The 592-nt window shown below is 55.4% G+C and carries 1 protein-coding gene; it reads left to right on the forward strand.

The window, feature by feature from the left end; all coding sequences use genetic code 11:
• Window positions 1–592: AMP-binding protein (locus ACWA2B_RS27950; protein WP_449292884.1), on the forward strand; the 592-nt coding region annotated here is incomplete at both ends.

A 592-nucleotide genomic window follows, 5' to 3' on the forward strand; every position in this document is an offset into this window, starting at 1 on the left:
GTATTCTGTTCACTGCGGGTTCAGCATCTTCCACCGAACTGGTATACAAGTGGAAGGATCAAGTGGCGTACTACAACGGCTACGGTCCAACTGAAAACTCAGTTGCAACGTCCATCTGGCCGGTGTCCGAGGATGCAAGGGCAGGACAACTCATTTCCATTGGACGTCCTGTGCCGAATCATCGGGTATACATGGTGGATGGGCATGGACATTTGGCTCCGGTCGGCGTAGCGGGTGAGCTGTGCGTGTCCGGTCCGGGTCTGGCGCGTGGATATCTGGATCGTCCAGAACTGACGGCGGAGAAATTTGTATCGAACCCGTTTGCGGCTGGTGAAGCAGGCTATGAACGAATGTACCGTACGGGTGACTTGGCGAGATGGATGCCAGACGGCAACATCGAATATTTGGGCCGGATTGACCATCAGGTGAAAATCCGGGGCTACCGGATCGAGCTGGGCGAAGTCGAGGCACAAATCTTGAAAGTGGAAGACGTGCAAGAGGTCATCGTACTGGCCCAAGCGGACGAACAGGGGCAAAACCAACTGGTGGCGTACTATGTCGCTGAAAGAGACGTAAGCGCTGGGGAGCTGCG

The sequence above is a fragment of the Paenibacillus sp. CMM36 genome (assembly GCF_053570945.1).